Annotated in this window: 20 protein-coding genes; 5 read left to right on the top strand and 15 right to left on the bottom strand. The window is 30.0% G+C overall.

Features of this window, described 5'->3' with window-relative positions; genetic code table 11:
* Window positions 1–53: 53 nt before the first annotated feature.
* Complete coding sequence (uppS, locus tag ACI48P_RS05315; RefSeq protein WP_475214258.1) at window positions 54–698, bottom strand: polyprenyl diphosphate synthase; 645 nt, start codon at window positions 696–698, stop codon at window positions 54–56.
* Window positions 699–842: 144 nt separating this feature from the next.
* On the opposite strand from uppS, the gene ACI48P_RS05320 reads away from it, so the two are divergent.
* The 4 genes from ACI48P_RS05320 to ACI48P_RS05335 all read left to right on the top strand — a co-directional run bounded on the left by ACI48P_RS05320 (window position 843) and on the right by ACI48P_RS05335 (window position 5,063).
* The gene (locus ACI48P_RS05320) at window positions 843–1,313 is read left to right on the top strand and encodes a DUF4358 domain-containing protein (protein WP_475214260.1); all 471 of its coding nucleotides are present in this window, start codon (window positions 843–845) and stop codon (window positions 1,311–1,313) included.
* A gap of 171 nt (window positions 1,314–1,484) precedes the next feature.
* Window positions 1,485–2,861 (top strand): MBOAT family O-acyltransferase, encoded by a 1,377-nt coding sequence (locus tag ACI48P_RS05325; protein ID WP_475214262.1) that lies wholly within the window; start codon window positions 1,485–1,487, stop codon window positions 2,859–2,861.
* 15 nt (window positions 2,862–2,876) lie between these two features.
* Window positions 2,877–4,004: a DHHW family protein gene (locus tag ACI48P_RS05330; RefSeq protein ID WP_475214264.1), complete on the top strand. Its 1,128-nt coding sequence runs from the start codon at window positions 2,877–2,879 to the stop codon at window positions 4,002–4,004.
* A 15-nt stretch (window positions 4,005–4,019) separates the two neighbouring features.
* Window positions 4,020–5,063: an NADH:flavin oxidoreductase gene (locus tag ACI48P_RS05335; RefSeq protein ID WP_475214266.1), complete on the top strand. Its 1,044-nt coding sequence runs from the start codon at window positions 4,020–4,022 to the stop codon at window positions 5,061–5,063.
* A gap of 52 nt (window positions 5,064–5,115) precedes the next feature.
* Here the strand turns inward: ACI48P_RS05335 and ACI48P_RS05340 are convergent, their stop codons facing one another.
* From ACI48P_RS05340 to ACI48P_RS05380, 9 genes are all read right to left on the bottom strand, one after another.
* Window positions 5,116–5,685, bottom strand: a complete 570-nt coding sequence (locus tag ACI48P_RS05340) for a hypothetical protein (RefSeq protein ID WP_475214268.1) — start codon at window positions 5,683–5,685, stop codon at window positions 5,116–5,118.
* A gap of 102 nt (window positions 5,686–5,787) precedes the next feature.
* Window positions 5,788–7,803 carry an ABC transporter permease gene (locus tag ACI48P_RS05345; RefSeq protein ID WP_475214270.1) on the bottom strand — a complete coding sequence of 672 codons (2,016 nt, stop codon included), beginning with the start codon at window positions 7,801–7,803 and terminating at the stop codon, window positions 5,788–5,790.
* A complete protein-coding gene (locus ACI48P_RS05350) occupies window positions 7,793–8,560 on the bottom strand; it encodes an ABC transporter ATP-binding protein (RefSeq protein WP_475214272.1) in 768 nt (255 codons plus the stop codon). Before ACI48P_RS05350 ends, ACI48P_RS05345 begins: the two co-directional genes overlap by 11 nt.
* Before the next feature lie 291 nt (window positions 8,561–8,851).
* The gene (locus tag ACI48P_RS05355; RefSeq protein WP_475214274.1) at window positions 8,852–9,868 is read right to left on the bottom strand and encodes a sensor histidine kinase; all 1,017 of its coding nucleotides are present in this window, start codon (window positions 9,866–9,868) and stop codon (window positions 8,852–8,854) included.
* On the bottom strand, window positions 9,865–10,536 hold the full coding sequence (locus ACI48P_RS05360) for a response regulator transcription factor (RefSeq protein WP_475214276.1): 672 nt from the start codon (window positions 10,534–10,536) through the stop codon (window positions 9,865–9,867). The genes ACI48P_RS05355 and ACI48P_RS05360 overlap by 4 nt, the downstream gene beginning before the upstream one ends.
* A 475-nt stretch (window positions 10,537–11,011) precedes the next feature.
* A complete protein-coding gene (locus ACI48P_RS05365; RefSeq protein WP_475214278.1) occupies window positions 11,012–13,639 on the bottom strand; it encodes a cation-translocating P-type ATPase in 2,628 nt (875 codons plus the stop codon).
* A 372-nt stretch (window positions 13,640–14,011) separates the two neighbouring features.
* The gene (locus ACI48P_RS05370) at window positions 14,012–14,260 is read right to left on the bottom strand and encodes a TIGR03905 family TSCPD domain-containing protein (RefSeq protein ID WP_475214280.1); all 249 of its coding nucleotides are present in this window, start codon (window positions 14,258–14,260) and stop codon (window positions 14,012–14,014) included.
* A gap of 218 nt (window positions 14,261–14,478) precedes the next feature.
* Complete coding sequence (locus ACI48P_RS05375) at window positions 14,479–14,997, bottom strand: amidase domain-containing protein (protein WP_475214282.1); 519 nt, start codon at window positions 14,995–14,997, stop codon at window positions 14,479–14,481.
* A complete protein-coding gene (locus tag ACI48P_RS05380) occupies window positions 14,998–15,651 on the bottom strand; it encodes a DUF3298 domain-containing protein (RefSeq protein WP_475214284.1) in 654 nt (217 codons plus the stop codon).
* 168 nt (window positions 15,652–15,819) lie between these two features.
* Between ACI48P_RS05380 and ACI48P_RS05385 the strand changes: the two genes are divergently transcribed.
* Window positions 15,820–16,803 (top strand): LCP family protein, encoded by a 984-nt coding sequence (locus ACI48P_RS05385; RefSeq protein WP_475214286.1) that lies wholly within the window; start codon window positions 15,820–15,822, stop codon window positions 16,801–16,803.
* Window positions 16,804–16,859: 56 nt separating this feature from the next.
* Here ACI48P_RS05385 and ACI48P_RS05390 read toward each other — a convergent pair whose 3' ends face one another.
* The 5 genes from ACI48P_RS05390 to ACI48P_RS05410 form a co-directional block, all read right to left on the bottom strand.
* Window positions 16,860–18,968, bottom strand: coding sequence for a family 10 glycosylhydrolase (locus ACI48P_RS05390; RefSeq protein ID WP_475214288.1), 2,109 nt, complete (start codon window positions 18,966–18,968; stop codon window positions 16,860–16,862).
* Window positions 18,969–19,191: 223 nt separating this feature from the next.
* A complete protein-coding gene (locus tag ACI48P_RS05395; protein ID WP_475214290.1) occupies window positions 19,192–20,142 on the bottom strand; it encodes a C40 family peptidase in 951 nt (316 codons plus the stop codon).
* Between the two features lie 102 nt (window positions 20,143–20,244).
* The gene (locus ACI48P_RS05400; RefSeq protein WP_475214292.1) at window positions 20,245–21,672 is read right to left on the bottom strand and encodes an N-acetylmuramoyl-L-alanine amidase family protein; all 1,428 of its coding nucleotides are present in this window, start codon (window positions 21,670–21,672) and stop codon (window positions 20,245–20,247) included.
* Window positions 21,673–22,117: 445 nt separating this feature from the next.
* Entirely contained in the window at window positions 22,118–23,767 is a 1,650-nt protein-coding gene (locus ACI48P_RS05405; protein WP_475214294.1) for an N-acetylmuramoyl-L-alanine amidase family protein, read from the bottom strand.
* Between the two features lie 74 nt (window positions 23,768–23,841).
* A complete protein-coding gene (locus ACI48P_RS05410; RefSeq protein WP_475214296.1) occupies window positions 23,842–25,173 on the bottom strand; it encodes a M15 family metallopeptidase in 1,332 nt (443 codons plus the stop codon).
* Window positions 25,174–25,376: the final 203 nt, after the last annotated feature.

A 25,376-nucleotide genomic window follows, 5' to 3' on the forward strand; every position in this document is an offset into this window, starting at 1 on the left:
TAATTATTAATTAACATTTTACCATTTAGAAAGATGATTTTCAATATTTTATATTACCCTCCTAAGGTAATATCTTGTTCTTTATACCAGTTAAGTGCGTCATATATATGATCTTCTTTAAAATCTGGCCAGTAATCATCAATTACATAAAAATCTGCATAAATAGATTGAACTGGTAAAAATCCACTTAACCTTCTTCTTCCTCCCCATCGTATTATCATATCTAATCTTGAAATGTTGTACGACTGTATGTAATCTTGAATATTATTTTTATTTACCTTCTGGGCATCTGCTAATGTATTTAAATCCCAATGCCAACCGTAATTAACCAAAAGGTTTGCTTTTATCTGACCTTCTTTTGATTCTGTTCTTTTTGTGTAAGGTAATAGCTCTTTAGGAAACATTGGCGATTTTTCATTTCCTATTACTAAAAGAGCTGCCCCTTCTTCTAATAGCATGTTAGCTGCATCTACGCAGGCCTGAGTAAATGCTTGTGTTTGATAAGATGGTCTTTTAGTATTATCTGTAGTAAAACCATAGAAAGTAACTTCTTCTACACCATTATCTCTACATAGTCTATAAGCTTGCAATCCTGGATCTAATCCATTTTCATAACCTTTATCTTTTTCCATACCATTGTTTTGTGCCCATCTTCTATTCCCATCAGGAATTATACCTATATGCTTTGGTACATTCATATGTAATCACCTCTTGAGGTATTATTGACTTTTACTAGTATTTTTAAACAATTTAATATACATAATACTAGTAAAAGACTTTTAATTTTGTAGTTTTAATAGTACACTATAAAAATAGATATATATGACATTTGGAGGTGAAATATGAAAAAGATTTGGTTGTTGTTATCTGTCGCTTTTTCTCTTATACTTGTCGGTTGCTCTCAAGGCGAATATAAAAATGTTTCTGTATCTGATATAGAAAAAGCTATAGAAAAATCAAATTTATTATTAGAGCATTCTACTACGATAGATATTACTGAAACTGACTACTTTAATGATGTTGAAGAATTGATAATAGAAGGGTACATAACTAGACCAACTTCAAATCTTCATCTAGAAGATGTTATAGTTATAAAGTGTGAAACCGAAAATATAGATGCAGTATATGATCAAATGCAAAGTTATAAAAAGAATATGATTATGAACATTTTTGGAAATGGTCTAAGTTCTGAAGAAAACGCTACAATAGCATCTAACACTATAGTTGAAAAAAAAGGCGGATATGCATATTTAATATCAAGTAAAAATGCCCAAGAAATTGAAGCTAAAATATTAGATGTCATAACAAAATAATTAAAATACAATTTATATAAGTTATATATTATAGGCTATATCAAAATTAATTTATTTACTATAAGCAGAAGTAAATAAATTAGAGTGGGTTTTTAAAACCTAACATATAAATTTTGAGATTAGCCTATTATTATAATTACTTATAAATAATTCTATAAAGGGGGTACTTCTTTGGTATTTAGTAGTATAACGTTTTTATTTTATTTTTTACCCTTAGTATTTTTATGCTACTTTCTTTCTCCTTACAAATTAAAGAATTTCACTTTATTATTCTTTAGTTTAATATTCTATGCGTGGGGAGAGCCTGTATACATATTAATAATGATATTTTCAAGTATTGTTGATTATACACACGCAATGCTTATTGATAAATATAGGGGTACATACAAAGCTAAACTAGCCTTGATTTCTTCAGTGGTAGTAAATTTAGGCTTACTTGGCTTCTTTAAATATAGTGATTTCTTAATATCAATATTTAATGATATTTTTAGTAAGAACATACCTTTATTAAATTTAAGCTTACCTATAGGTATTAGCTTTTACACATTCCAGACAATGTCTTATTCTATAGATGTTTATCGAAACGAAGCGCCAGTTCAGAAAAATATAATATCACTCGCTACATATGTTACTTTATTCCCTCAGCTGGTAGCAGGTCCTATAGTTAGATATTCAGACATTGCTAGAGACCTAAATCACCGTAAACATTCAATAGACAAGATCTATGATGGTATTTATAGATTTATTATTGGTCTTTCTAAAAAAGTTATTTTGGCAAATAACCTCGGTGCTATTTGGTATAGTATAAAAGCTACGCCTTACCATACTTTATCATCTTCAACAGCCTGGCTTGGTATTATAGCTTTTACACTTCAGATTTACTTTGATTTCTCAGGATATTCTGATATGGCTATTGGTCTTGGTAAAATATTTGGATTCGAATTTTTAGAAAACTTCAATTTTCCTTATATTTCAAAATCAATAACTGAATTTTGGAGAAGATGGCATATGTCTCTTGGTATTTGGTTTAGAGATTATATTTATATACCTTTAGGCGGAAATAGAACTTCTAAATCAAGATGGTTCTTCAATATATTTGTAGTATGGTTTTTAACAGGGTTATGGCATGGAGCTAGTTTCAACTTTATTTTATGGGGACTTTATTTTGGCATAATCTTAGTAATTGAAAAATTATTCATGTTAGATATATTAAAAAAGCTTCCAAATGTTTTTAGGCATTTTTATGTAATGCTTTTAGTTATAATAAGTTTTGTTTTATTTGATATTACAAATCTAAGTGATGTGGGTAGCTATTTAAGTGCTATGTTTAATGCTAATCAAACTTTCATAGATACTAACTTTTTCTATTACTTTATTCCAAACATAATATTATTGGTAATTTCTATTTTAGCAGCTACACCACTATTTAAAAATATATTGGATAAATACAAATACATCAGGGTAGTATTTTTACTTTTTGGATTAATAATTTCTACAGCTTTCTTAGTAGATGCAACCTTTAATCCATTTTTATACTTTAGGTTCTAAGGGTAGGTGATTATTATGAAAAAGATAAACAAAGATACTTTTATAAAATATACAACTATTATATTCTTCTTCGGGTTTATATTTACTTTTCCTATTGTAACTTTATCTACTCCTGATAAGAAAATAAATGAAATAGAAAATAAAATACTTACTCAATTACCTATACCTTCTATAGATAAAATAATCAACGGTTCTTTTATGAAGAACTTTGATAACTATAGTTCTGACCAATTTCCTTCGAGGACAGAATTTATTAAGTTAAAGAATTTATACAGTTATTCTATGGGAATTCGAGAATATAGGGATATTTATGTAGGAATTAATGGTCGTCTTATGGAGAAATTTATTTTTAATAAGGAAATGGTGGATAATAACATTTCCCAGGTAATACAATTTTCGAGTTACTTATATGATAAGTATGAAATTCCATCTACAATTATGGTAATTCCTACTTCCATAGCATTTTATGATGACAAACTTCCGAAATATGCTGTCACCGATAGTCAAAAATATGTGCTAAATTATATTAATAATCAGTTTGAAAATAATAAGAACTCTAATTCTTATACAAACTTTTATAGTCCTTACGAAGTACTAAATAGCAATAAAGATAAATATATTTATTTTAATACTGATCATCACTGGACTCAATTAGGTGCTATGTTGGCCTATAAAGATTTTTATGGTGAAGTTAGTGGAGATTATAGTGAAGTAGCAAAGGACTTTTATGGTACCTATTACTCTAAGGCAATACTTCCTCAAATAAAAGGTGATACTATTTATTCCTTCGATGATTACAATAATTTTAAAATAAATATGGATTTTAATAAAAACTACAATACGCTTTATGCAAAAGATAAATTATCTGGCAAAAACAAATATCAATACTTCCTTCATGGAGATCCAGCTATTGCAGTTATTGAAGGCAATACTAATAACACTGATGAAGTATTAGTACTTAAGGATTCATACGCACATAATTTTATTCCTTTTTTAACTTCTAAATACAAAAAAATTCATGTGGTAGATCCTAGATACTATAAACTTGATATAGATGATTATATTAAGAATAATGAGAAAATTAAAGAAGTCTTATTTTTTAATAACATATCTACCTTTAATTCTTCTCTTTTATTTAAATAATATGGAGGTGTTATTTTGAAGACATTATTTGATAAAACTAAAATAAAAAATATGGAACTAAAAAATAGATTTGTAAGATCAGCCACATGGGAAGGTCTTGCAAATGAAGATGGACACATTAATGAAGAAATAAACAAGGTCTATGAAGATTTAGCTAAAGGAGATATGGGACTTATTATCACTAGCTACTCTTATATACTTGAAGACGAACAACCAAATAGAAATATGCTTGGTATTTATGATGATTCTTTTATTGAGGACTACAAGCCTTTAATAGATAAAGTTCATTCATATGATTCAAAAATAATGATGCAAATTGTTTATGGTGGCTCTAATACTAGTTACAATGTAGGCGAAAGAACTATATTATGTCCTTCTAGGATACCTCAAATAAGTAGAGGTACTGTACCTTGTGAAATGAGCAAAGATGATATTAATAATGTTATTAAGGCTTTTGCTGACGCTGCCTTAAGATGTAAGAAAGCAGGCTTTGACGGTGTGCAAATACACGGTGCACACGGATATCTCCTAAGCCAATTTTTAGATCCATATCATAATAGAAGATGCGATGAATATGGTGGTTCTACACAAAATAGAGCTAGATTAATACTTGAAGTTTATAAAGCTGTAAGAGAAAGGGTCGGAAAAGATTATCATGTAGGCATAAAAATAAACTGTAGTGATTTTAGAGATTCTGGTGCTTCCTTTGACGATTGTAAGTATGTAGTTTATGAGCTTGATAAACTTGGAATAGATTCTGTTGAAGTTAGCGGTGGAGATTTTAGGAGCTTTAAAGGAGAATCTTTCTTTAAAGATTATGCAAGTGAACTAGCTAATAATGTTTCTTGTCCTATAATGTTAGTTGGTGGAAATAAAACTTTTAAAAATATGGAATCTGTATTAAATAATACTAATATTGAACTTTTCTCTATTTGTAGACCTTTAATATGTGAGCCTGATTTAGTTAGTAAATTTATGAATGATGTTAATTATAAGCACAAGTGTGTAAGCTGTAATAAATGTATGTCTACAGATAAGCTTTGTATTTTACATAAGTAGTTAAAAATCTCTAGAGGAATAATACTTACTCCTCTAGAGACTTTTTTTGTGACTATTCAGTTGCCATAACTGTTTCTTCTTTACTACTTTTTATTAATATATCAAATAATTCTTTAAATCTATCTCTTACCTTTCCAAAATCTTGGAACTGGAATTTTGGCGAGCTAAGTAATTTAGTGTCTTTTGTTGGTAGTTCCATATTCATATAGTGAATAAATTCATTGTATAGCATTGCATCATCTACTAAAGATATTTGCTCTTCTTCTTCCTCTGTTAAGCTTCTACCTATAAACTTTTCATATATATTACTTTGTAAATTCTCTTCTATTACTAAATACTGTTCTAGGTTTCTCTTTACTGGTCTTGTTATATCTGCTAAATATGCTTCACTAGCATCATGTAATAGACAAGCAAGAGCTACTGTGTTACTGTATCCTCTTTCTATAGCTTCCTCACAACAGAATACACTATGTTGTCCTACTGAGTAAAATTCAGAAAAATGTCCATTAGCTCTACACATCAATGATAGCGCATGAGCAATATCCTCTATTAAAATACCTTCTTTATTCGGCTCTATAGGATTAAATTTAGTTTTTGAATATGTTGTTATAAAATTTCTCATATTTTTACTCCTCCATTTGACGTGATTTTACTATATTAAAAAGGTTGTGTCAAATTGACACAACCTTAGTTAAGGTAATCTAATGTGAGATTATTAATTTTCTTAAGAATTTTTAACTATATTTTTATATCCTGTATATGTTGCATAGAAGTATCCTAAGTATACCACTATAAATATACCAGCCGTCATTAATGCTGATGTACCTATATTTGGTTTTCCAAACATAATTATAAATTCATTTACTACTTTTATACCAACTACTGCATGTATAAATGCTAGTATTAAAGGAAGTGTAAAGTATATTAATGTTTGAATAAATATTGTTTTGTTTATCATCTTATCATTAGCACCGATTCTCTTTAAAGACTTATATCTATCTACACTATCACTTGCTTCTGATAATTGTTGTAATGATAATACAGCCATACTAGAAATTAAGAATACTATTCCTAAGTATATACCTATAAATAATGTTGTTGTAGTCATACCTTTGTTTGCAGCATATACTAGATCTCTTGTGTATCCTATAATAAATCCACCTTTCTCATAGTCATACTTTCCATCCCTGAAACCTTCAAATAAATCAACATATTTTTTCTCTGATTCTTCTTTCTGCGTTTCATCAAAGTTAATATTTAAATAAGATGTATTTGGTTTTAAGTCTTTTACAAAATCATCATTAACTATTATTGTATAAATATTATCACTGAACCCTGTTGTACGCATAGCATCAGTAATAACTTCCTTATTTTTTACTACATATTGTTTGTTATCTAAGTCTATTTTATTATTATACTTTAGTATATCATTTACTAAGTCTACTGTTTGTGAATCATTTGAAGTAAATAAAACTTCATTATAATTTAATGTTATAGCCTCTTTATTTTCTAATTCCCTCATTTTGTTATATTCTGATATTTTTATTAAGTATGTTTTTGCATATTTATACCTTTTACTATCAAACTTTTGATCCTTATTCATATATCTGCTAAATAAGTCTTCAAATTTTCCATCTATACTATATTCAAAGAAATAAGCATACTTTTCATTATTATTAAATTTAAAGTTTAAGTTTTTAAGAGATTCTTCTATATTTTTAACCTTGTCTTCTTCATTTATAAACATAGTTGCAGTAGCATCAAAAGGTGTTGTATTTTCTAGATTCTTTTGTAGTGCATCATTAAAGCTAAGGCCTGTAGATAATATTCCCATAGTCAAAAACAACATTAAGCATATTACAGACATGGATAAAAAGTTTGTATTTACTTTACTGTTTATTTGTCTAAGGATAAATATATTAAGATCTTTAAAGTATATATTTTTACTTCTTTGTATTAAGTTTAATCCAAAACCAGCTAAACTAAAGAATACTAAAACTGTACCTATTACACCTAGTAATATCGATATTTTGAATCTTATATTACTTATATCTAAACCAACTTCTATAACAAATTTATATGCTACACCTAAGCTTATTACAGCTATTATAAATATCACTATATATACTAATGAATTCTTTATTTTAAAGCTTTCATTTTTTCTACCTGATGTTAATAGATCTATTATTTTATATCTTGATATTATCAACGTATTAAGTATCATAACCAACACAAATATTATACCAAAGTATAATGTTGTCTTACCTATAGCACTAAATGAAATAATAAATTGATACTCAGACATTGAAACTTCAAATAGTTTACTAGTAAGTACAGATAAACCTTGAGATAAAACAAGACCTAATGCTAAACCACTTATAAGTGATAATACTCCTACTATTACTGTTTCTAATAATAATATTCTTGATATTTTACCTTTCCCCATTCCCAATGTCATATAAATACCAAGTTCTTTTTTACGTTTTTTAATTAGGAAGTTGTTAGCATATACAATCAGTCCCCCTAATATAAAACTTACAAATACTGAAATCATAGATATTAATTGCATCATCATGTCTATGTTTTTAGAATCACTAGCACTCATCTCTAAGATCGATTTTTGAGATTCTATAGAGTTAAAACTATAAAATACACAAACTGCTAGGGTTAATGTTAAGAAATATATAGTATAATCTTTAAAACTCTTTTTTACGTTACCTATTGCTATTTTAGAATACATTATCGTCGTCACCCCCAAGTAGAGTTACTACTTCCATTATTCTACTGAAGAATTCTTTTCTGCTATCTTTTCCTCTTACTAATTCTGTAAATATCTTACCATCTTTTATAAATAGAATTCTGTGAGCATAACTTGCTGTAAATGCATCGTGAGTAACCATAAGTATTGTTGCTTTTAAGTCTTGATTTAATGCTTCAAATCTTTCAAGTAATAATCTTGATGACTTTGAATCTAGTGCTCCTGTTGGCTCATCTGCTAAAACTAAGGACGGATTAGTAACTATTGCTCTAGCTGATGCTACCCTTTGCTTTTGTCCACCCGACATTTGATATGGATATTTTTGTAATACTTCTTCTATTTCTAAGTACTTTGCTACTTCTTTTATTTTTGAATCTATGTTAGAAGCTTTTTCCCCTTTTATTGTTAATGCTAAAGCTATATTTTCATATGCTGTTAATGTATCTAGTAAATTGAAATCTTGGAATATAAATCCTAGTTCATTTTGTCTAAAGCTATCTAATGCTTTTGATTTTAATTTTGTTATGTTTTTGTCGTTTATTATTATGTTACCTGTAGATACGCTATCTATTGTTGAGATACAGTTTAGTAATGTTGTTTTACCACTACCACTTGGTCCCATTATTCCTACGAATTCTCCTTCTTCTACGTTTAAAGTTATGTTGTCTATTGCTTTTGTTATGTTCCCTTTGTTACCGTAATATTTTTCTATATTTTGAACACTTAGTATAGTTTTCATTTTTTTATTTCCTCCTGTGTTGTTTGTTATGTGTTTATTTTATCCTATATTTTTGGATATTAATATCGAATCACATTACACCCCCCTTACAAAATTGTAAGAAAAGAGGCACATAATTAATGTGTTGCGTAATCGCCGCTCCGGGGAATATATGTGTGTTCTCATCCATGCAGGCATAATGCGCGCCTGCAAATGGCTGGTGAACTCACATATATTCCCCTACGCTAGATTTTTTCGCAATATATTAACTACGTGCCTTTTCTAGATGGAGATATATTATTTGAAGATATTTTAGGAGGAAATATAATGATTTTTTCCTTTTGGGAAGATTATGTTTACTTCTGTTCCTTGGTTTTCTTTTGAGGTTAGTTTTATTCCTAATCCTAGTTTTTTGCAAAGTTTACTACATAGGTATAACCCTATTCCTGTTGATTTTCCGTAGGTTCTTCCATTTTCTCCTGTGAAGCCTTTTTCGAAAACTCTTTTTAGGTCTTTGTTGTTTATTCCTACTCCGTTATCTTTTATTGTTAGTACTGTGTTGTTTTTGTTTTCTGTTGTGTATATTGTTACTTTTGCATTTTGATTTTTTGAGTATTTTATTGAGTTTCCTACTATTTGATTTATTATGAATTCTACCCATTTAGGGTCGCTGTAGGCTTCTCCTTTTAGATTTTCAATGTCTATTGCAATTTTTTTGTTTATAAAATCGTTGGCATTTCTTTTTATTACGTTTCTTACACATTTTTCTATGCTAAAGTTTTTTACTATGTAATCTTTGCTTACTTCATTACTTCTTGAGTAATATAGTACTTGTTCTACGTAGTCTTCTACTTTTCTTATTTCATACTTCATGTTGTATGGTATTGTTTCTTCATTATTTTCTATTATCAGCATTGATGATGCTATTGGTGTTTTGATTTCATGTACCCAAGTTTCTATGTATTCTTGATATTCACTTTGCATATTCTTGTAGTACTTAACCATTTCCTGCATATCTCGGTTGCTTACCTTTAGTATTTCATGAGTTATTTTTCCCTCAATAAAGTTAGGTTCCTCTATTACTTCTGAGATTAAGTATTTTCTATCTAAGTTTTCACTTATGTTTATTAATTCATTGTAGTATTTTTTAAACTTTAAATATTCTACTATCATATAAGTAATAATTGGCCCAAACCATATTATAAATACTAATGATATTACTCCAAGTCCCATGTGCACAATACTCATAAAGATTAATACTACAAAAAAGGTTATTATATTTATTCCAATAAATAATGCTCTATCTTTTAGATAATCTATAAATCTCATTTCATTATATACCCTAATCCTCTTCTAGTTTCTATATAATCCACTAAATCAAGTTCTTCTAGTTTTTTTCTTAATCTATTTACATTAACAGACAAAGTATTGTCATCTACAAAAACATCTGAATTCCACATATAGTTCATTAACTTATCTCTAGATATTATATTACCTTTGTTCTTCATTAAATAAGATAATATTTTAAGTTCATTTTTACTTAATTCTAAAGTCTTATTACTTGCTTCTATACTTCCCTCTGATAAATTTAATTTTAAATCTCTATATGTAAGTACATCACTAGCTTCCATATCACCATAGGCTCTCTTTAAAACAGAGTTAATTCGAGCAAGTAGTATTTGAGTATTATATGGCTTAGTTACAAAATCATCAGCTCCTAAATTCATACTCATAAGCTCGTCCATTTCGCTATCTCTACTTGTTACTATTATTATTGGTACTTTTGATTCTTTTCTTATTTCTCTACAAATATAATATCCATCAAAAACTGGTAGGTTTATATCTAATAATATTAAATTTGGATTTTGGTTCATTGCAAACTCGATAATATTATCAAATGAATCCGGAGCTATTACCTCATATCCATATCTAGTTAATAATAATTTAAGCTCATCTCTTATTACCTGAGAGTCTTCTATAATAAGTATCTTCTTCACAAATCTACCTCCTTCTATATCATTAATAATCAACATCATTGCTTAACTACAATAACGTTGATTATATAAATTATTATTTTATATATACCACACTTCAGATATTTTTTCCAATTATATCGTTCTATACTCTATTACAATTTAAAATATAAGTAATCATTTTCACATTATATATACCTCTTTGCTTAAAGTACATTGCATCATTAACTGCATAGTCCTTAAAATAATTATCAAGCATATTTATATAGTCTTTTTCTATTTTTATTTATTAACTTCTTTTTTTATCTTTAATATCTTTTTATCTTTAACTTCTTTTCTTAATCCCTTACTCCCTTAAAGATGAGTTCAAAGTAGTTCCTACGGCGAAACTAAGCGAAAGGGGGAAATCTATATTCAACTGTCATTCGCAGACCCGTTCTTGGTCTGCATGCCAGTGAATATAGATTTCCCCCTGAGCGCTAGTCGCGCAAGTAAGTAACTATTTTACAACCATCTTCTTAACTTCCATTATTATTGTTGATGTTAATGCTAATCCTAGACATATTCCAAACTGCATTAATCCAAAAGTACTTGGTATTGAGAATATTTCTCTAACTCCAGGAATTAAAGTTATACTATAAAGTAAGAAACAAACAACTACTGCTCCTAGTGAATATTTATTACTAAATAAACCTAATTGGAATACTGTTTGCTCATTTGATCTAGCTGGTAATGTTTGAAGTATTCTAGCTATAATCAGTGTTGAGAATGCCATTGCAACTCCTAATTCAGGTGATGTTTTTAATCCTATATATTGAGCTGCTATTGTAACAACACCTATGATTAATCCTCTAAATATTACTGCTTGTAATGTTCCACCTGCTAATATACTTTCATCAGGATCTCTTGGTGATTTTTTCATTATGCTTTTTTCTGGTTTTTCAAGACCTAAAGCTATTGCAGGTAATGAGTCATTTACAAGGTTTATGAATAATAATTGTAATGCAGTAAATGGATTTGACCAGTTAGCGAAAACTGCAAATAGTATTGCAAGTATTGCTCCAAAGTTTCCTGCAAATAAATAAGTTATAGATTTTTTAATGTTATCGTATACACTTCTACCTACTTCTACTGCACTAATTATACTTGTAAAGTTATCATCTACAAGTATCATAGATGAAGCATCTTTAGATACGTCTGTTCCACTACCCATACCTATACCTATATTTGCTTGTTTTAATGATGGTGCATCATTTACACCGTCACCAGTCATTGCTGTTATTTTTCCTTTTTTCTGCCAAGCTCTTACTATTCTTATTTTATTTTCTGGGGAAACCCTAGCATATACACTTATTTTTTCAAGATTTTGATCTAGTTTAGTGTCATCCATTTCATCAAGTTCTTTACCTGTAAGTGCTAAATCTCCTTCTTCCATAATTCCTATTTGCTTAGCTATAGCAGCTGCAGTAGTCTTATGGTCACCAGTAATCATTATTGTTTTTATTCCAGCATCTTTAGCTTCTTTTATTGCTGAAAATACTTCTTCTCTTGGAGGGTCTATCATAGCCATAAGACCTACTAATATCATATCAACTTCATCTTCAACTGCTGGAACAAAGTCAACATCTGGTACATCTTTCATAGCAAATGCTAATACCCTTAATGCTTTATTAGAAAAACCTTCATTTACTTTTTTGTATTCATTAAGTATTTCATCAGTCATTTCTACAACGCTACCATTATTTAATGCATATTTACATCTACTAAATAAAACGTCTGGAGCACCTTTTGTGTACATTACTGCATCTCCATAAACATCATTTACAGTAGACATAAGCTTTCTATCTGAATCGAAAGGTATTTCTCCTACCCTTACATATTTATCTCTTAATGTACTGTAGTTTAAGTCATTTTTATCTGAAAATGATATTAAAGCTACTTCAGTTGGATCCCCTATTTCATTACCTTCCTTAGTAATATGAGAGTCATTACATAAAGTAGATATTAATGTTAGAAGTTTAGCTTGATATGAGTAGTTTACATTATCTTTAGTAAGGTTATCTTTATCTGTTCCATACATATAATAATCTACTACTGTCATTTTATTTTGTGTTAATGTACCTGTTTTATCACTACATATAACACTTGTAGAACCTAATGTTTCAACAGCTGGAAGTTTTCTTATTATTACATGTCTTTTAGCCATGTTATTAGTTCCAACGGCTAATACTATTGTAACTATTGAAGACAATGCTTCAGGAATAGCCGCTACTGCTACCGCTACTGCAAACATAAATGAATCTAGTGCTACTTGACCCATATTACCTGCACCATTTGACATATAAGCTCTAGCCACTTGAATACCAAATATCATTAAAGCTAATACAACTATACCTATACCTAACTTCTTACTAAACTCTTCCAGTTTTACTTGAAGTGGTGTTAATTTACTTTCTGATGTTTCAAGAAGTCCTGCTATTTTACCCATTTCTGTGTTCATACCAGTTCCAGTTACTACAAAAGTACCTCTACCATAAACAACTATAGCACCACTAAATACCATATTCTTTTGATCGCCTAAGCTTACATCTTCACTTATAGCATCACTATGCTTTAGTACTGGCTCTGATTCTCCAGTAAGCATTCCTTCTACTACTTTTAGTGTTTGAGCTTCCATTATTCTACCATCTGCTGGAATATAATCTCCTGCTTCTAGAATAACTATATCTCCAGGAACTAGCTCCCTTGATGGTATAGTAGTTTTTTGATTATTTCTAATTACCTTTGCATTAGGCGCTGATAGTTTCTTTAAACTTTCTAGTGAGCCTTCTGCTTTTTTAGTTTGAACTACACCAAGAACTGAGTTGATTATTATAACCGCAAATATTATTGCAGACTCAACTATTTCTCCCAGAAATACTTGAACGATTGCCGCTATTAATAAAATTATTACTAGTGGATCTTTGAAGGACTCTAAGAACAATTTGTATGTCGGTACCTTAGCTTTTTCTTGAAGCTCATTGTACCCGTCCTTTTCTAATATTGTCTTCACTTGTTCTTCTGTCAAACCTTGCAATGATGAGTTGAAGTTTTGTATAACTTCCTCGCTACTTTTTTTATAGAACATACTAAACCTCCTATATTTTAATTTTCGCCTCTTAATCATCTATACTTTATTTTGTGGATATTTCTTCTATTTTATCCTTTATCAAAATAAAAAAAGACCCCCAAAATAAACATATAGCATGATTATTTTGAAGGTCTTGCTTACAAGGTCTGCCTTGCTAATTAGCCGGGTATTTCTACCGCGTTGACGACTAATTATCACTTTCGTGCAAGCTACTCCCCTTCGAGTAGTTTTTCAGTTGTTCATATAAATATTATATATGATGTGATATCAAAAAGATACCTTTATTTTCTTATGTTAAGATTTTTTAACAATATCTATTATTTAACTGTTAGATTGCACTTTAATAAATAGTCTGAGTAGGTCTTATTTTTATAAATTAGCTTTTATTGCTTTTGATAGCTGATCTGGGCAAGAAGTAAGCTTATCTCCACATCTAACATTCGCTAACCTTTCTGCAACTTCATTAGCATTTTGTCCTTCAACTAATTGTTTTATTCCAACTAGGTTTCCAGCACATCCTCCAATAAATTCTGCAGATTGTATGATATTATTCTCATCAACCACTAAATTAATCTCTCTACAGCATGTTCCACTTGTTTTGTAATGAATATTTTTCATCCAAAATCCCCCCTTATGATATTTTGCTTCTGTCAGCATAAAGTTTGCTTCCAATTTCTAACCCCTGTGAACTAAAAGTAAATTTTGTCCTTAAAAATAAAAAACAAAATAAATCTATCTTCAATACTAACAATATAAAAAATAGATTTCAATATGTTTCAATAATTTTTCTTTCATTATATATTGTTTAAATATTAACTACAATCATCCTTTTATGTCTATTTATAATAACCTAATATTTTTATATATCTTTTCTCTCCCTCTTTCATACTAAGAGGATAGTCCAGTAAATCGTAATCATGCTGACATATTAAGTAATCCAACAAGTATTCTCCTTCTAATAGTACCTCACTTATTATCATAGAATGATAAGCTTTACCATCATAAACAAGTTGCACAATATCTCCTGGATCAAGTTCATTATATTTAGCTATTCTTGCATATATACCATAGTTATCTCTCTTCTCATTGTTATTATTTATAATGTAGTGATAAAGTAGTTCTGCTGATGTCCAAGATGGGGTTCTATCTTTGTCACTGTACCAATACCATCTTTTATATTCTTGATCTCCACTATGGTCAAATGGTATTTTACCTGCATATAAGCACTGAGATATAAAGTTTGTGCAGTCCCCACCCCATGGCTCATAATCTTTATATTTAGGATTTCTTCCTAGTGCCCATTTTTGAGCATATTCTACTGCTGCATCTCTATCATAATTCATTAATTGTTTCAATTAATATCCCCCTTCCCATATTTCTTTCATTGCATAATCTGTTAAATACTCTTCATAATCACAGAATAATATACTTACTTCTATCGGGTTTGGAAATTTATGCCCTAATTCATAACTGGAAAAACAAATCACTACTTTGTCTGGCTCAATGTAGAAGGTTTGGTCTTCATATATTTGTATAAAATCATTAGCGTCTTCAAAAGATAATTCTGTATAAATAGATTCCATATTGCCTACAATTTGATTTATTTGACTTTGTATATCTATACTTATAATATCTAGGTACTCTGAGTCTGATTTAAATATGTCTCTCAGCTCTAGTTTTTTATTTTGTGATAAGTCATAATTATATGCGTTTACATAAGAAATTGATTGAGTTCCTGATAGTTCTTCAAAGAGTTCTATAATACTGATAATTTGTTTTTTCTTAAGAGGTACTCTATAGTCTGTGTGTGAATAATTTATTATGTCATCTTCAGTCTCTACTAGTTCTTTAAAACATAATATGTCTTGTTTAATTTCTTCATTAATTTTTGATATTATAGTATCATTTGCTGAAGTTTTGGGATATATATTTATAAGACTAGGATAATAAAATCCTTTGCTGGGTTCACTTTTTTCGTCTTGTATCCTACACCTTTTTATGGATAACATGTCTATCTCTCCTATTCTTTTTAATCTATATTATTTAATATGAATAGAGAGTAAAATTTGTTATCATACTTTATACATTTTTGTTACATATATCCTATTGAATATATTGCCAATTCCTAATATAATAAAGGATATGTTAATTAAAAAATTGTGAAAGAAGGGATAAATTTGTCAAATTTAAAGAAGTTCGTTATTTTCTTGGCAGTTATGGTCGTAGTTCTTCCCGCTTCGGCTTTTGGATATGTCTACTATAAGTTGAATATTATGTATGACTCTAATGCTAATCACGATGTTCTGAACAAAGAAAATTACGTGAATGAAAAAGGAGTTACAAATGTATTATTAGTTGGTACGGATGCTAGACCTGGTGAAGAGGAAGCACGTTCTGATGCTATGATGATTCTTACTATTGATGGTAAGAATAAAAGCTTAAAGCTTACTTCAATAGCTCGTGATACTTATGCTGATATTCCTGGTTATGGACAACAAAAACTTACACACGCTATGGTTTACGGTGGAATCAACCTACTAACTGAAACTATTGAGCAGAATTTTAATCTTGATATACAAAATTATGCAGTAGTTAATTTCTTCTCATTTATGGATATAGTAGATGCTTTAGGAGGAGTTACTGTAGATGTTCAAGCTTCTGAAATATCTGAGCTTAATAAATTCATAAATGAAACTTATTCTTGGAATGATAATCCTGATAAAGGTCCTAAAGAATACATTCAATCTGCTGGTACTCAAAAGCTAAACGGATACCAAACATTATCATATTCACGTATAAGAAAAAATGATAGTGCTTTAGAAAGAGATAGAAGACAAAGAGCTGTAATACAAGGATTAATAAACGGAGTTACAGATTTACCTGTTACTAAATATCCTAATCTAGTGGATACAATACTACCTTATGTTAAGACTAATATGAAGCCAACACAAATAATAAGCTTAGGTACTCAACTATTAAGTATAGGTAATCTTGATTTAAAACAAATGGAATTCCCTATTGATGATGAAATCCATAGTACAGGTGGAATACTTGGTGATGCTGGATGGGTATTACAATTTGACCCTGATTCTTTAGATATATTACATGACTTTATATTTAATGATATAATGCCTGAAGATAATCCAAAAATGAACGAATAGATATATATAAATAAAAAGTCTTAAGTGCAATGCACTTAAGACTTTTTTTATTTATATTATTTTTTTAATAAACTTACTACATTATTAAAAGCAGATTGATTTATTCCTCCACCTACTTCATATACTAAACTAGTAGACTTTGATTTTAATACACTATTTTGACTCGTACTTACACTGTTTCCTATTATTACTATCGGAGATTTTTTCTTAGCAGCTAAAGGTCCAGCTGTAAGGGCATCTACTAATGGATCATGCTTAGTAACCAGTACTGATGGATAACTTGCACTAGTATAGAATTTCTCTATTACTTTAGCATTAGTTTCTTGTCTAGTCTCACCAGCTATTCTATTTCCAGCTACGTTGTTTGTTATAACTGAATTTACCCTAGTTATTACATTGTTAGATAAAACTGCTGCTCCACCTATAAAGTAGGCATTTTTAACATTTTTACTTTTTATCCAATTGTATATATTATCACTAATATTATCTTTTGATGCTAATATAATAGGTTGTTTTTCTTCCCCGGCCTTAGATGCAATAGAAAGAGCATCTGCTTCCCCTATGCCACTAGCTACATATACGGTATTAATAGTATTAGTTGTTGCTATATCTTTAGCTATCAATAAAGATGTTTCATATCTATCACTACCGCCAATTCTACTTGTTGTAGCATTAGGTAATATAGATTTAACCTCATTCATAACCTTATCTTGCACTACGGTACTACCGCCAACTATTATTACTTTACTTGGCTTTAATCTTGAAAGCTCAGTTTTTGTTGCTGCTGGAACTTTATCTTTATCAACTAACAGTATTGGTGCGTCATTTGTTGTAGCAAGTGGTGTGGCTGTTACACCATCAACTATTGAATTTGAACTTACTAAAACTACTGTATTTGAACCAGAAGGCCAGCCTTCTTTGCTTATTTCTACTGCAGTATCATACCTTAAATTTCCTTTTAATGATTTAGTTACCATAGTATCTGTAACTATATCAGTATATGTTTCTTTTAAATCATTTGATAATTGGCTATTGTTTACAATATCTCTTGCAGAGAAATGCATACTACCTTTTATTTCGCTATAAGTTCTATTTAAAGTTATTTGATCTTTTATTTGTGCTGCTACATTTTCATTAGGATAACTACCTGTTCCTTGTTTATAAATTCCTTGCCCTATATACAAGTCTACATTAGTATTTTTCACTTCATTTGACCACCAAGATACTAACTTAGAATAGTCTGCAACTGAGTTTCCTATTTCCCAATATATTTGTGGAACTATATAGTCAACTAATCCTTGATTTATCCATGTTCTACTATCTGCATAGTGCTTATAGTAACTTTCATTTCCTCTTGTCTCCGAACCAGTTGAATCAGATCCCTTATTTTTCCATATCCCTGCTGGACTTACACCAAACTGAACACTAGAATCAATCTTCTTTATTGATGCTTTTACTTCTCTTAGAAGAGTATTTACATTTTCTCTTCTCCAGTCGTCCCTATTCATGTTATTTCCATACTTAGTATACGATGCATCATCTTTAACATCATCCCCTGTACCTCTATAGAAATAATCATCAAAATGTACACCATCTACATCATATTTTCTAACAACTTCTTCTACAGTATCTACAATATGCTTTCTTACTTCAGGTAATCCTGGATCATACATAAGTGCATCATAGCTTCCGTTTTTATGTTGTAATAACCAATCAGGATTTTTTCTTGCTATATGATTTGCATCTAAAGTCGTTAAATCTGTAGTGCTTGTTGTTACTCTGTATGGATTAAACCATGCATGGAACTCCATACCTCTTTTGTGGGCTTCCTCTATTAAGAAAGGTAATGGATCATATCCTGGATTTTTACCTTGAGTTCCAGTTAAAAACTCAGACCATGGATTTATACTTGACTCATATATAGCATCTGCCTTTGGTCTTACTTGAACTACTACTGCGTTCATCCCCGAAGCTTTTAGCTTATCTAATAAATCTGTGTATTCCTTTTTTTGTTGTTCTGGATTATTTTTTGTTTTTGGCCAATCTTGATTAAATACGGTTCCTATCCACGCCGCTCTCATTTCTTTATTTGCTGCTGAAATATCTACTTTAAACATAGTAAATATCATCAGCAAAGACAATAATAATACTTTGATTTTCCTCATATTTCCCCCTTAAGTATTTAATAAATACAAATTTAATAATCATTCTACATTTTTCTATATTTAAAAGTATATATAAATCCTACTAGCCAGTCAATTAAATTCAAATCTTTAGAATACGTTGTCCAGCTTGCACTACCTATCCCCTAGACACAAAAAAAATATATAAAAGGGAGGAAATCCCTTTTATATATTTTCTAGGCTTACAATAACTAAATACTACATTTTATGATACTATTCTTCTCGCAGTTACATATGTTCTTGCATAGTATCCTGAGTCAAGTTTATGTACTTTAACTGTATCACCTGGTTGGGTAGAATGTATGAATTCACCATCACCTAAATACATGCCAACATGGCTTATACCACTTCCAGATGTATTAAAAAATACTAAATCTCCTGCTCTTAGGTTACTTTTTTCTATCTTAGTACCAGCTCTAGACTGCTCCTTTGAGGTTCTAGGTAATGTAACATTTGCTCCATTTTTATATGAGTAATACATTAGACCAGAACAATCAAATGAATTAGGTCCACTAGATCCCCACGCATACGGCTTACCTATTTGATTCTTAGATATATCGATTACTTTTTGAACTTTTTCATTTATAGTTTCTGTATTTGAACTATTTTGCATAGTTATATACTCATTGCTAACCCATCCTGCAGCTGAATTTCCTAGCTTCACTTTAGACCAACCATTACTAGAGTCTAAAACTTCTACCAAATTATTCGTATATACTTTATCTACAACAGAATAACTAGTTCCTGGCCCAGTTCTCATATTTAAAAAGTCACACGGTTTTACCTTAGCTACTTTCATATCTTTTTGATCGCTCATTCTTCCACTTGCGAAAAATCTATAATATACCCCATTTATATTTAGTATTTGATTAGAAACCATTCTTCCATCATTGCCTAACCAATACCAACTTCCATCTTTATCTTTTAGCCAACCAGTTTTTTTATTACCATTTTCATAGTAATACCACTGATTATTTTCTTTTACCCATTCATTTTTATTGTTTTGTCTAGAGTTATTTATATTTATAGAGTTTTCATTTGGTTGTGCATTAATTAATCCTATATTTGTAGAAAAAGAAATAGAACCAGAGATAATTACCATTGCAAAAATCTTAGATAATACCTTTTTCCTTTTTATTTCTCTCTTAATTTGCATTCCTAAATTCCCCTTTTTTAACCAAAATTTGTTAATATGGGATAATTGTAACACATTTGTCATAAAATTGTAACAATTTTGTAATTAATACCTCATTTTATCTTAATATAAATTATTATTTTTTAATTCTCCATTATCATTAAAATAATATTCTTCTCCATCAATTATTACTGTCCCAGTCTTCATAACACCATTTTCATCTAAGTAGTAAGTTTTTTCGCCTAATTCTAACCATCCTGTTAGCATAGCTCCATTAGCCGCAAAATAATACCACTCATTATTATGTATTAACCATCCAGTCTTCATTGCTCCACTTTCAGTTAAGTAGTATTTGTTACCTTGGTCTTCTAACCAACCAATTTGCATTGCTCCACTTGTGTTTAGATAGTACCAAACATTATTATCTTTTAGCCAACCAGTTTTCATTGCTCCACTGCCTTCTAAGTAGTACCATGTTCCATTAACTGACTCCCAGCCTGTTTGCATAGCTCCACTTTTATCTAGATAATACCATTTCCCATTATCCTTAACCCAGCCAGTCAGCATTGCTCCACTACCTTCTAAATAATACCATTTATTATTATCTTTTAGCCAACCTGTCTTCATTGCTCCGCTTCCGTCTAAATAGTACCACTTTCCATTAACTGACTCCCAACCTGTTTGCATTTCTCCAGTTGAATCTAAATAATACCATTTATCTGCATCTTTTAACCATCCAACTTTTTTTATTTTAGTTGCTGAATCATAATATTTCCACTTAGTTTTTACTCTTGTCCATCCTTTGAAATTTTCATTTATTGTTTTATATATACCATCTGCAACAGCATTCCCCATTATTTCTCTTTTCTCAACCGTATCCACTGCTTTTATATCATTAGCGTTCATATATGAATGCTCAACAATAACTGCCGGCATATTAGTTTCCCTTATTACATAATAGTAATCTAAATCATTTCTATCAGGATAATATCTAGACCATATAGGACTACTTGCTTTAAGGTTTTGAGTAGTATTAGATTTTATACTATTTCCAATATTAGTAGCTAGTGTTTTACTTATTCCTCCATTTCTATCATGGATAGAGTGAATTATATGTGATCCATCACCATTTCCCTCTGGAGTATCATTGTGTGCACTTATAAATAGATCTGCATTTGCTACATTTGCAAGTTGAGTCCTCTCTCCTAAAGCTAAATATCTATCGTCCGTTCTTGTCATTATTACGTTAATTCCGTACGAACTTAATCTTTTTTGAATAGCTTTTGCTATATCTATATTTAGATTTTTTTCTGAAATATTTAGAGTTTTATTTACTGCACCTGAGTCACTTCCCCCATGTCCAGCATCAATTACAACAGTAAATTCATCATTTTGTCCACTTGCTTTAGTTATTGCCGCTTTTGATGTTTGATACGGAATCGCTAATTCTTCTGCTTCTTCACTATATGCTGATACATTTGTTGTATTAGATATAATGATTGGTGATGCTATTAGAGAAGCTACTAATAGCTTTTTTAACATATTCTTCATTTCGTTCCTCCCTCATACGATTTTACTTGGATGACCTTTCTAATTAATGCTAAATTTTACATATGATATAAAGTTTGTATTAATTAGTCAATTCTTCATGTTAAAGTATATCTAACTTTTAATTATAATGTCAATATTTTGGAGTACTCCACTTTTATCCATAAGGTATTACTCCTATATTAATATACATTCTGTAATTATATTTTTAACAAAATTCGCTTCGCTTGAGCGACTACGTCCGCGAACTACTTCATGTCGCCAACGACTTTGTGCGTTGCTCAAAATCTTTTTTACGCTCAAAACCAATCTATTGATATTACTTAGATTCAGAAGTTATCCATATAATTCGAAGTATTATAATATTCTTAAGCGTAAAAAAGCTGTTGCTTAACTAATTATTAAACTAGTTAGGCAACAGCCATTTTCTATTATACTATTTTAATTTTTATCTAACACATACATTACAAGGATCTGATTTTCCTTGAGCTTTAGCTTGGCTTAATGTTGTAGATATAATAGTTGTGCTTCTTTTTAATGTAGTACAATTTCTGCTATTATGATATGATTTTCCACCTGGAGTAATATATACTGTAGAGCTGTTAGTATTAGAGCTTCCACCATTGCTGCTACCTATATATGTTGCTACACCATTATGATTTATAGACCAGTTATCAATAACTGTATTAGTAGCCATTGCTCCGCTAGAGTATAAATAGTACCAATTACTACCTACTTGTTGCCAACCTGTTGCCATTTTTCCACTTGATTTTAGGTAATACCAGTTTCCACTTAGATCTAACCAACCTGTCACCATTTTTCCACTTGTTCTTAGATAATACCATGTTCCATTTAAGTCTAACCAACCTGTAGCCATTTTTCCACTTGATCTTAAATAGTACCATGTTCCGTTTAAGTCTAACCAACCTGTAGCCATCGCTCCACTTGATTTTAGATAGTACCATGTTCCATTTAAGTCTAACCAACCTGTAGCCATTGCTCCACTTGATTTTAGATAGTACCATGTTCCATTTATTTGTTTCCAACCGGTAGCCATTACACCACTAGATTCTAAATAATACCATGTTCCATTTATATTTAGCCAACCTGTTTGCATAACTCCGTTTGAGTCTAAATAATACCACTTTTCACTATCTTTTAACCAACCTGTTTGCTTTACACCTTGTACAATATAGTACCACTTACCATCAATATATTCCCATCTACCCGAATTGTAATTTTTTCCATTACTATCAATTATAGAGTAATCTTTTCCATCTGTAGTTACTACGATATTGCCACTAGTTGCATTTTTCCAAATTGTTGATCCGGATTGTTTTATTCTATTTAGTGTATCTGGATACATATCATCTTCTCTACCAGAAATAATTGTATGTTTAGGTTTAATTCTATCTAAGAATTCCTTTGATGATGTATTTTCAGAGGCATGATCGCTAGCTTTAAATATTTCTACATTTTTAGGATATTCATAGCCATAGTATAAGATTCTCTCTTCAACTTCACTCTGTACATCTCCCATAAATAACATTTCTACGTCGTTGTAATCAAGTAATATAATAGAACTCCCATTTCTGTTATCTCCTACACCACTGCTATAGTATGTACTTAAAAATCCTATTGATATATCTTTATCTTGGTGTATAGTAAATAATCTATTAGAATCTACTATACTGCATCCTTGCTCTTTAGCCAATTTTAAAATCGGATCTAATACATAATCAGTTCCATTTGTTGCTAACTTGTGAGGATAGTACAGCTTTTCAACTTTAAATTCTTTTAAAATTGTTTCAAATCCTCCCATCCTGTTAGAAGCTAAATTCGTCGCTATTAAATATTCAATATCCATATCTGGCTCTTGGTTTTTTAAATATTCTACTACCTTACTGACTTGTATACGATTCCCTGCATCAATTAATATATCTGTACCATCTGGTAACTCTATATATACACTCTCTCCATAATCCAAGTCTATATAATGTACTTCTAACTTTGAATCCGCATTTGCTTGATATGAAGTACTAATGAATAGCATAAATGCTATGGCAATAACAGATATAAAATTTTTAAATAATTTCATGTTGTCCCCTCCTTATGTTGCTATGCATTATTACGCCTGATATTTATAATTTAACACTGCCAAATGATTTTGTATTACTCCACAATATCTGGGTTTGGTTCTGGTTCAGGATTTGGATTTGGTTCCGGATTTGGGTTTGGTTCTGGGCTTGGCTCTGGACTTGGTTCTGGCTCTGGTTCAGGTTCAGGTTCTATAACTATTTCTGTGCCAACACCACTAGAGTCAATTTGCCAACCATCTATTATAGTATCAACAGCCATCTCACCATTAGAATACAAGTAATACCACTTGTTATCAACCTTTTTCCATCCTATTGCCATATCCCCTAATGGATTTAAATAATACCACTTATTATCAAGTTTTTTCCATCCTGTTACCATATCTCCTGACGAATTTAAGTAATACCACTTGTTATCAACCTTTTTCCAGCCTGTTGCCATTTCGCCTGATGATAATAAATAGTACCACTTGTTATCAACCTTTTTCCATCCTGTCGCCATATCTCCTGATGCATTTAAGTAATACCACTTGTCATTAAGCTTTTTCCAACCTGTTGACATATCTCCTGATGCATTTAAGTAATACCACTTATTGTCAACCATTTTCCAGCCTGTAGCCATTTCTCCTGATGATAGTAAATAGTACCACTTATTATTAACCTTTTTCCAGCCTGTTACCATTAAGCCATTTTGTTCAAAATAATACCATTTATTCGATATTTTTTTCCATCCTACTACATACTTATTATTTTCATAGTAATACCAGTTATCGTTAGATTTTTGCCATCCATTTTTATATACTCCTAAGTATTCTTCTAAAGATAACCCTGAGTCATATATTTTTTTAGCTAAATCTTTACCTACATACCTAAAGTGCCAAGGCTCAAATATATATCCAGTTATATGTTCTTTGCCTTTATCGTACCTTAAGATAAATCCATATTTGTGAGCATTATATTTTAGCCATTTCCCTTCAGCTGTGTTTGCAAATTTTTGAGAACCCCATAAGCTAGAATTTTTTCCACCAATATCAAAAGCAAGTCCTGTTTGATGTTCACTGTGACCTGGCCTAGCAGAGTATTTATCTGCCTTTTCTTGACCATCCCTTTTAACATAATTCCAATATAAATTGTGTTGATATGAATAAGATCTAAACCCACTAAATATAGTTAAATATATGTTGCTCTTAGCTGCATCTTTTTTCATATTTTCAAAAGCATTTCTAGCTTCCCTATTCTCCCCTGGATTATAGTTTTTTGGTAGCGCAAACTGCTTGTTAACTAATAGTGTTCCATTTACATATGTTATTTTGCTTGCCGCATATGATTGGACCAGACCTACATTTATAGCAATAATTAACACTGCTACAACTAATAAATTTTTACTTCTTACTTTGTTTTTTTTCATACTTCAAATTACCCCTACCTAAATTTTACATAATATATAATATTAACCGTATCTATTTTAATATAAAATGAAATAAAATTCTACAAAAACATATATTTTACAACATTTATCATTAAATTTAGACTACTAATCATATTTTTTATATAGGATAAAATGAATTTTAAACTCAACAATATTAAATCTGTTAAATTATAGAAAATAAA

It is taken from the genome of Romboutsia sp. LXY-2 (genome assembly GCF_056171995.1).